This window comes from Butyrivibrio sp. FC2001 (assembly GCF_000424125.1).
In the GTDB taxonomy this organism is placed as follows: domain Bacteria; phylum Bacillota; class Clostridia; order Lachnospirales; family Lachnospiraceae; genus Butyrivibrio.
The window spans coordinates 241260-248501 of the sequence record NZ_KE384134.1 but is presented as its reverse complement, the minus strand read 5'-3'; the positions used below and the strand labels follow the sequence as shown (position 1 = coordinate 248501).

The following is a 7242-nucleotide window of genomic DNA, read 5'->3' as shown; positions in this document are numbered from 1 at the left end:
TGTTAATAGTTACTTCTTTCAATTTAATCCTCCTTGTATGTCTGTGTCATAAGACCATACAAGGTAACGAAATAGAAGAAAACCAACGAATCCAACTACTATAATTATATCCTACAACGTTCATTCAAACAATCTGTGGAAAAGGTGGGAGATGCTCCCGGATACCCAATATGGTCGTCTGACCAGAGGTAATATTACGACGGAAAAAGAAATATGCCAATTATAAAATAAACACAATATACAAAAATAGTGCTTTACATGACTGGACGAAAGGATGCAAAAGTCTAACCAGAGTGCTACAATCAAACTTGTTATGATAAGCTGACACAGACCTATGCGGTTGAATCTTTCCGTATATATTGCAAGGCTAAGAAGTAACATATATCTGGACATTCATGGACAAAACAGCAGAGGAAATTATGGACACAGGGAATTTTAAAACAGGACTTATAATGGAAGGCGGCGCAATGCGCGGAATGTTTACAGCAGGGATCATGGATGTTTTCATGGAAAATGACATTCATTTTGACGGAGCTGCAGGCATTTCAGCGGGTGCTATTTTCGGATGCAATTATAAGTCCCATCAGATAGGAAGGGCTATCAGATATAACAAGAAATATGGCAGAGACCCTAGATATTGCAGTATATGGTCTCTTATAAAAACCGGGGACCTGTACGGCGTTGATTTTTGCTATCACAAAATACCTGAAAAGCTTGATGTTTTTGACCGCGTCACCTTTGAGAGAAATCCCATGGAATTCTATGTTGGTGCGACGGATGTTGCTACAGGCAGAATAGCATTCCACAACTGCATGGATGGCAGGGAAAAGGATATAGAGTGGATGAGAGCTTCTGCTTCGATGCCCTTTGTATCAAGACCAGTCAAAATAGATGGCAGGCTCTATCTCGATGGCGGAATCACGGATCCGGTGCCCTATAAGCATATGGAAAAGCTGGGATATAACCGAAATGTCATTATCCTTACCCAGCCCAAGGGCTATCAGAAAAAGGAGCACAATCCCCGTCTGATAAAATCTCTTCTTCGCAAATACCCTGCTGTGGCAGAGGCAATGATCAATCGTCCGAAGGTTTACAATCGTCAGATGCAGGAGATACTTGAAAGAGAAGAGAGCGGAACGAGCCTTGTAATAAGGCCGCCGGAATCTCTGGGAATAAGCCGCACAGAAAACAACCCCTCAGAGCTGGAATGGGTTTACCAGACCGGAAGGGTTGAGGCTAAGAAAAGATTATCTGAGGTTAAGAAATTCCTGCAAATGTAACATAGGAGCCGTTTTGGCGCTTACTCTCGTAGGCGCCAGGACGGCTCTTGAAATAAATGGGCAGGAAAATTATAAGCCGATATACTTTTTCCTGAGATAGAAGCCAAGACCAACGAGTCCTATGGTTTCCGTAAAATGGAAAATGATGGAGGACCACACTATACCTACGCTGTAGCCTGCGATTCTCACGGTATGCATGCCGAGAAGCACAAAAGCCAGAAGGAAAATGGAGATAAGGAACAGAGCCACTATTTTCAGCAGCTTATCATGAAGAAAAATGCCCGTGATAAAAATACCCAGCAAAAGGGCAGTAAGTATGCTTATATATTTGAATCCGTGGGTGTTGTTATAGATTGCAACAAAGGCCTTACCTCCGGTTCCTGCCGAAGCGCTAAGACCTGTAAGGTCAAGAATGAAGCGTCTGTATACGATGGAGCAAATGTCATAAACAAGGCGCACGCCTACAAGGATGACTCCCCACAGCTCTATGAGCTCGATGATGGATTCGCCTGAGAGGGCAGGGATATCCTTACCCATTACCTCCTGCTGGAGAACAGCCATCTGAAGCTTGTCAGATTCATCCACAACAGACAGGGATCTTTTCAGCTTTAACCAGGATGATAAAAAGACGAACGCCATTAACAGAATCATGATAGTGGATACCACAACCTGACTCGTAAATGCTAAGGTGCTCACCATGGCAGGGGCAGTAAAATTCCCTGAAACAATAATTTTTCTCACTATGAAAAGCACGAAGTTCGCCAAAATATGAATGCCTGAAGCGAGAAATAATGAAGTTGAGAGGTAGTGTGTTTTTTTATTTATAAACATAACTTTATTTTATCATGTTGCAGCAGTTACGTGGTATTTTGTTTGTGAAATTACGATTGTAAGTTTGACATAAAAAGGAAACGGAAATATAATCAGTTTGATTTGTTAGCCATGAGCAATAGATAGGGACGGATATATGCAGAGTTTAAGCAATAATAAGAACAGCATAAAGAAACTTCTTGTAGCATACACCGCTTTTGCGATGCTTTTTGTTGTGCTGTTTTCAGCTGTGTTTGTTTCCGTAGAGTCATTCCATGACTGCGATGGCGAGAGCTGCCCTGTCTGCGCCATGATCCAGCAGTGTGAAAATAACCTAAGTCAGCTCGGTGATGGACTTGTTGCGCTTTACATGGCCTTTTTAGCAGTACTTCTTCTTGGTACTGTTTTAATCTTAAAGGATATTGTTCTGGTGTATTCCACACCTGTCAGTTCCATGGTTCGAATGAACGATTAAATAGTTGTCCTTAAATACTGCGCAGGGGATACTATGCCCTTTGAAGCAGTAATCATTCATTTTCCTAAATACAAATTGAATAAAGAGAGGATATATCTATTATGAAGAGATTTATATCATTAGCAGCGGTTGCATTAGCAGCGATGCTTTGTTTTTGTGCGTGTGGAAAGGCTTCCGGCAAGATTCCGGCTCCTGAGACCTCAGCCAATGAGGCTTCAACCACTGAGGATTCAAGTAATGATACTCCAACCACTGAGGCTTCAGCGCCTAAGATTGTCTGCACTATTTTCCCTGAGTATGACTGGGTAAGAGAGATTCTCGGTGAAAAGGCAGAGGGGGCAGATCTTACCATGCTTCTTGATAACGGAGTTGACCTTCACAGCTACCAGCCAACTGCAGAGGATATCGTGAAAATATCAGAGTGCGATCTTTTCATCTATGTTGGCGGAGAGTCAGACGGCTGGGTAGATGATGCACTTAAGGAAAAGACCAATAAGGATATGGTTGTGATAAACCTCCTTGATACTCTTGGAGACAATGTAAAGGAAGAAGAGGTTGTAGAGGGTATGGAGGCTGAAGAAGAGGAGGAAGAAGAGGGCGAAGAGGAAGAAGGACCTGAGTATGACGAGCATGTATGGCTCTCACTTAAGAACACCAAGATTCTTGTGGCTGCCATAGCAGACGCCCTTGAGAAAATCGATTCCGAAAATGCAGACATCTATAAGAAAAACGCAGAGGAGTACACTGCAAAGCTGGATGCTCTCGATGCAGAGTACGCAGATACTGTGAAAAACGCAGCTTTGGATACTGTGCTTTTTGGTGACAGATTCCCCTTCAGATACATGGTTGATGATTACGGCCTTAAGTACTATGCAGCATTTGTGGGATGCTCCGCAGAGACAGAGGCCAGCTTTGAAACTATAGCTTTTCTTGCGGGAAAAGTGGACGAGCTTGGCTTAAAGAATGTGCTCACTATTGAGGGACAAAACCACAAGATAGCAGAAACGATCATACAGAATACCAGTACTAAGGATCAGGGTGTTTTGACCATGGATTCCATGCAGAGCACAACCACAGAGGATGTTCAGGGTGGCGCAACCTATCTTGGTATCATGGAGAGCAATCTTGAAGTGCTAAAAGAGGCGCTTAACTAATTAAAGCAATACGAAAGAGAGAAATATATGAAATTACTAACTGTCAGCAATCTGACCCTTGGCTATGACAACAGAGCTGTCATGGAAAATGTGAATTTTGAAGTAAATGAGGGAGACTACCTGTGTATAGTCGGCGAGAACGGCTCCGGAAAATCTACTCTTATGAAGACACTTCTTGGACTGTGTGAGCCCCTGTCAGGCGAGATACAATATGAAAATGGTATATGCAAAAGCGAGATCGGTTATCTGCCGCAGCAGACCATAGTTCAGAAGGATTTTCCTGCTTCTGTAAAGGAGATAGTACTATCAGGATGTCAGTCAAAGCTTGGACTAAAGCCCTTTTACGGAAAAAAAGAAAAGGCGACAGCCTTAGCCAACATGGAAAAGCTGGGGATATCAGACCTTGCTGACAGGTGCTACAGAGAATTATCTGGCGGACAACAGCAGAGAGTCCTTCTTGCAAGGGCACTCTGTGCCGCAGGGAAAATTCTCCTTCTGGATGAGCCGGTAGCGGGGCTTGATCCTCAGATAACCGTGCAGATGTATGAGCTGATATCGAGTCTTAACAAGGAAGGCATGACTATCATCATGATATCTCATGACATATATGGGGCACTGGGTAACGCCACACATATACTTCACATGGGAGAGAAGGCTACGTTTGCGACAAGAGAAGACTTTGTGAAAAGTGATATAGGAAAGCTCTACATCAGCTATGAGCAGCTCTGCGAGAGAAGGGTGGTGTGATATGGAAAAACTGATACTTTATATGAATTATCCCTTCGTAAGGTATGCGCTTATAGTGGGCGTGCTGATAGCGCTGTGTTCATCACTTTTGGGAGTTTCACTGGTGTTAAAAAGATATTCCTATATAGGAGACGGGCTTTCCCATGTGGCCTTTGGAGGAATTGCCATAGCCAGTGTTGCCAATCTGTCAAACAGGATGACAGTGGTGTTACCTGTTACGGTCATAAGTGCAATCCTGCTTCTTAGAACAGGGCATAACGCCAAGGTAAAGGGCGACGCTGCAATTGCCATGATATCCGTGGGGGCTCTGGCATTTGGATACCTTATCATGAATGTGTTTGGCAGCAGCTCCAATCTTACAGGGGATGTGTGTACCACACTTTTTGGTTCCACATCAATCCTTACACTCACTATGACGGATGTGTGGCTATGCATAATAATGTCCGTGCTTGTGGTGGCAGCCTATATATTCCTTTATAACAGAATCTTTGCGGTGACCTTTGATGAGAATTTCGCCAGAGCAAGTGGCACAAAGGTGGATTTTTATAATCTTCTCATCGCCATAGTAACAGCCGTAATTATCGTTCTTGCCATGAATCTTGTAGGTTCACTTTTGATATCGGCGCTTATTATTTTTCCTGCGCTGTCTGCCATGAGGTTATTTACAAGCTTTAGAGGTGTAACTGTTTTTTCAGCCATTTTTTCAGTGATATGTGCACTTCTTGGAATAATAGTCTCGATACTTGCAGGGACACCTGTGGGCTCAACGATCGTGGCAACTGATGCTTTGGGATTCGCGCTCTGCTGCGCTACGTCCTTTGGAAAGCGCAGACTGGCATAAGGGGAGGTTAAATACATTATGAAAAAAGCAAGAAGAATAATCTCTGTAGGCCTGATAATGCTTGCTATGGCTACAGCCTGCGGGAAGGAGAAAACGCCTCCTGCAACCGGCAAAACAATAGATGATGCTGCTACAGAAAAGATCACTATAGAAGATACAGCACAGCAGGAGAACACTACTCAGGAAGAATCAATTGCTTCTTCCGGGGACTCCTCCACGGTAGACCTCACGATCCTTTCACCGACTATTGTTTACGGAGAAGTCTTCCAGATGATGTACTACCCTGAAAACTACATCGGAAAAACGGTGAAAATGCAGGGACTTTACGATATCTACACTGACGAGAGCACAGGTAAAACCTATCATGCATGTATTATCCAGGATGCCACAGCCTGCTGTGCACAGGGTATAGAGTTTGAGCTTGCAGATAGCGATTATCCGGGCACAGATACTATGGAAGTTACGGTGGAGGGAACTTTTGCAACCTATGAGGAAAACGGGACAAAATACTGCACCCTTAAAGACGCTGAGCTTGTAAACTGAGGAAAGGAATCCGTCCGAAAAACCTTACATGAATATAATGCAATATAAAGAGTAGTATAGTAAAATTAATATTGTATGCAGTTTTATGTATTGGAGGTAGGATATGGATAATTCGTTTCCACAGATTAAAACATTTTTTGGCTTTGGGTGTATGAGACTCCCGATGATTGGCACAGAGGTGGATATCGAGCAGTTTAAAGACATGGCAGATTATTTTATCGAAAACGGCTTTAACTATTTTGATACCGCATACGGTTACATTGACGGCAAATCAGAGAAGGCTATTAAGGTAGCAGTTTCCGACAGATATTCAAGAGATAAGTTCCTTCTTACAGATAAGCTTACAGAGCCTTATTTTAATAAAGAAGAGGATATCAGACCGTTTTTTCAGAGTCAGCTTGATGCCTGCGGCGTTGAGTACTTTGACTTTTACCTGATGCACGCGCAGAATGCCAAGAATTTTGAGCATTTCAAGAAGTGCAGAGCTTATGAGACAGCATTTGATTTAAAGAAAGAGGGCAAGATTAAGCATGTGGGTCTTTCCTTCCATGACAGTGCTGAGGTTCTCGATAAGATTCTCACAACTTATCCTGAGGTTGAGATCGTTCAGATCCAGTTCAATTATATGGATTATGAGGATCCCGGAGTTCAGAGCCGTAAGTGCCTTGAGGTATGCAGAAAGCATGGTAAGCCTGTGATCGTTATGGAGCCTGTAAAGGGCGGCAATCTTGTAAATCTTCCCGAGGAAGCTCAGAAGGTCTTTGATGAGCTGGGAGCAGGTCTTTCAAATGCCAGCTACGCCATCAGATTTGCAGCCAGCCAGGAAGGAATAAGAATTGTCCTCTCCGGAATGAGTGACATGGCTCAGATGAAGGATAACGTTTCCTTCATGAAGGACTTTAAGCCTCTTGATGAGACAGAAATGGGCGCTATTGCCAAGGTAACAGGTATTTACAAGGGACTTGATACAATTCCCTGCACATCCTGTCACTACTGCGTTGAGCAGAACCACTGTCCTATGAATATCATGATTCCCGAGATTTTCTCCTGCATGAATACCAGGAAGATCTTCAATGACTGGAATCAGAAGATGTACTATGAAAATGTTCTTACTGCAGACGGTAAGGGCAAGGCAAGTGCATGTATTGAGTGCGGAGGCTGCGAAACAGCATGCCCTCAGCATCTTGAGATAAGATCACTTCTTAAGGATGTGGCAAAAGAATTTGAGTCATAAATAACAGTAAAAATACAGACAGTCATTGCATAACGGCAGTGGCTGTCTTTTTTTGGCCTATAAATTTCAAAAACATTTTATTGGTTTTTTATTAAATTTGTATTCCAAATATTGTATGATTTAATAGTAATATTATGGATAAAAATAGCGGTATTTTG

The 7242-nt window shown here is 42.9% G+C and carries 8 protein-coding genes; 7 read left to right on the top strand and 1 reads right to left on the bottom strand.

What is annotated here, in order from left to right; genetic code table 11:
• Positions 1-419 precede the first annotated feature (419 nt).
• Positions 420-1280 carry a patatin-like phospholipase family protein gene (locus G601_RS0120110; protein WP_035786335.1) on the top strand — a complete coding sequence of 287 codons (861 nt, stop codon included), beginning with the start codon at positions 420-422 and terminating at the stop codon, positions 1278-1280.
• A gap of 69 nt (positions 1281-1349) precedes the next feature.
• Here G601_RS0120110 and G601_RS0120105 read toward each other — a convergent pair whose 3' ends face one another.
• Entirely contained in the window at positions 1350-1979 is a 630-nt protein-coding gene (locus tag G601_RS0120105) for a hypothetical protein (RefSeq protein WP_207638078.1), read from the bottom strand.
• A 268-nt stretch (positions 1980-2247) separates the two neighbouring features.
• On the opposite strand from G601_RS0120105, the gene G601_RS24375 reads away from it, so the two are divergent.
• The 6 genes from G601_RS24375 (at position 2248) to G601_RS0120075 (ending at position 7084) form a co-directional block, all read left to right on the top strand.
• Positions 2248-2565 carry a hypothetical protein gene (locus tag G601_RS24375; RefSeq protein ID WP_051206104.1) on the top strand — a complete coding sequence of 106 codons (318 nt, stop codon included), beginning with the start codon at positions 2248-2250 and terminating at the stop codon, positions 2563-2565.
• A gap of 101 nt (positions 2566-2666) precedes the next feature.
• A complete protein-coding gene (locus tag G601_RS0120095) occupies positions 2667-3719 on the top strand; it encodes a metal ABC transporter substrate-binding protein (RefSeq protein ID WP_026666404.1) in 1053 nt (350 codons plus the stop codon).
• Positions 3720-3746: 27 nt separating this feature from the next.
• Entirely contained in the window at positions 3747-4466 is a 720-nt protein-coding gene (locus G601_RS0120090) for a metal ABC transporter ATP-binding protein (protein ID WP_026666403.1), read from the top strand.
• A gap of 1 nt (position 4467) precedes the next feature.
• On the top strand, positions 4468-5307 hold the full coding sequence (locus G601_RS0120085; RefSeq protein ID WP_026666402.1) for a metal ABC transporter permease: 840 nt from the start codon (positions 4468-4470) through the stop codon (positions 5305-5307).
• An 18-nt stretch (positions 5308-5325) separates the two neighbouring features.
• Entirely contained in the window at positions 5326-5850 is a 525-nt protein-coding gene (locus tag G601_RS24370; RefSeq protein WP_051200945.1) for a hypothetical protein, read from the top strand.
• Between the two features lie 103 nt (positions 5851-5953).
• Positions 5954-7084: an aldo/keto reductase gene (locus G601_RS0120075; protein ID WP_026666401.1), complete on the top strand. Its 1131-nt coding sequence runs from the start codon at positions 5954-5956 to the stop codon at positions 7082-7084.
• Positions 7085-7242 lie beyond the last annotated feature (158 nt).

Excerpts from the sequence above, each read along its gene's own strand:
- G601_RS0120110 (WP_035786335.1), top strand. The coding sequence starts at position 420 with ATGGACACAGGGAATTTTAAAACAGGACTTATAATGGAAGGCGGCGCA.
- G601_RS0120105 (WP_207638078.1), bottom strand. The coding sequence starts at position 1,979 with ATGGTGAGCACCTTAGCATTTACGAGTCAGGTTGTGGTATCCACTATC.
- G601_RS24375 (WP_051206104.1), top strand. The coding sequence starts at position 2,248 with ATGCAGAGTTTAAGCAATAATAAGAACAGCATAAAGAAACTTCTTGTA.
- G601_RS0120095 (WP_026666404.1), top strand. The coding sequence starts at position 2,667 with ATGAAGAGATTTATATCATTAGCAGCGGTTGCATTAGCAGCGATGCTT.
- G601_RS0120090 (WP_026666403.1), top strand. The coding sequence starts at position 3,747 with ATGAAATTACTAACTGTCAGCAATCTGACCCTTGGCTATGACAACAGA.
- G601_RS0120085 (WP_026666402.1), top strand. The coding sequence starts at position 4,468 with ATGGAAAAACTGATACTTTATATGAATTATCCCTTCGTAAGGTATGCG.
- G601_RS24370 (WP_051200945.1), top strand. The coding sequence starts at position 5,326 with ATGAAAAAAGCAAGAAGAATAATCTCTGTAGGCCTGATAATGCTTGCT.
- G601_RS0120075 (WP_026666401.1), top strand. The coding sequence starts at position 5,954 with ATGGATAATTCGTTTCCACAGATTAAAACATTTTTTGGCTTTGGGTGT.